1 protein-coding gene and 1 pseudogene are annotated in these 1154 nt (G+C 42.7%); both read right to left on the reverse strand.

Translation table 11 applies throughout. The annotated features are described in order from the left end of the window. Positions 1-471 (reverse strand): annotated as a pseudogene (locus ACFSKL_RS10640) (hypothetical protein); the annotation flags it as partial. Next, on the reverse strand, positions 468-1154 hold a 687-nt coding region (locus ACFSKL_RS10645; protein WP_376886087.1), incomplete at its 5' end, for an OmpA family protein. The gene ACFSKL_RS10645 and the pseudogene ACFSKL_RS10640, both read right to left, overlap by 4 nt.

Genomic DNA, 1154 nt, shown 5'->3' on the forward strand with positions numbered 1-1154 from the left:
TTGTGTATGGGAACCACCTTTTTCAAAAAGCATCAATCCCCCATTTCCATCCGCCAACACGATCCCCTGTACAAACCGGCTTACCCCGGCAATACTTACATCACCAAACAAGTGGAAAGCATTTTGGTCATGCACATTGTCAAACAGCACATTTTTCAAGCGGCTCAAACTAGTACCCATAATCTGCTGGATCCCACTCTTACCTACAAACCTCGTAAGCCCTTCTTCACCCTCAGTGAAGGAGATCTCCCCGTCATTGTTTAGGCTTGCAAACAAATACAGGTCACCATCATTGATCAGTTTACCAGATTCCCGGTTGTCCAGATCAAAATACGTCGACACCACTGTGCCAGGCAACACAGTCAACTCTCCAAGGTTGACTGTCTGGGAAAGTCCCTTAAAATTTGGAACCAGAAGGCCAAACAAAAGGATTCCCATACCTAAAAAAGAAATTTTATTTTGTCCCATCATTTAATCTTAATTTCCGTCCTTCTGTTTAATTGATGCATTTCAGGTGAACAATCTTGCGTATCGCAGTCAACCACAGGCCTTGATTTGCCAAACCATTCATACGAAACCCTATTTTTCTCAATATTCCTATCTACCAGATATTTCAACACTACCTCTGCCCTTCTTTCTGACAATGCCTTGTTATAATCCTCACTTCCCCTTATATCTGTATGTCCTTCAAGGTTCAGCTTGATATTGTTGCTGTTTAGCAGAAGGATCAACCTTTCCAATTCCATCTTATGCTTCAACCTCAGGAAGGACTTGTCAAAATCAAAGTAGATTATAGGGATTTCGATATCTTCCCTGATCTTGTTGATGAGATCAACTTCATTACACAAGTCATCCTCCAAGAGATCTTCCGGAATCAACGCCCCATCTTTCAATATAATAGACAGGCTCAGTTCACTCCTTCTATTCAGTTGGTGATCATCTTCAGAACAATCCACCCCATCCGGGCAATCATTCACCAGTTTTTCTTCACCATGCCATTCGAGGGACACTCTGGATTCACTGATGCCTTTGTCTCGCAGACTCGATCGAACCGCTTCTGCCCTACGCTTGCTCAAGGCTTCGTTGTATTCGTGCGAAGCCCTGGAATCAGTATGGGAAGAGACTTTCAAATCCAAGAATTTATATTTTTCCAT

The organism is Belliella marina (assembly GCF_042682445.1).
Lineage (GTDB): Bacteria > Bacteroidota > Bacteroidia > Cytophagales > Cyclobacteriaceae > Belliella > Belliella marina.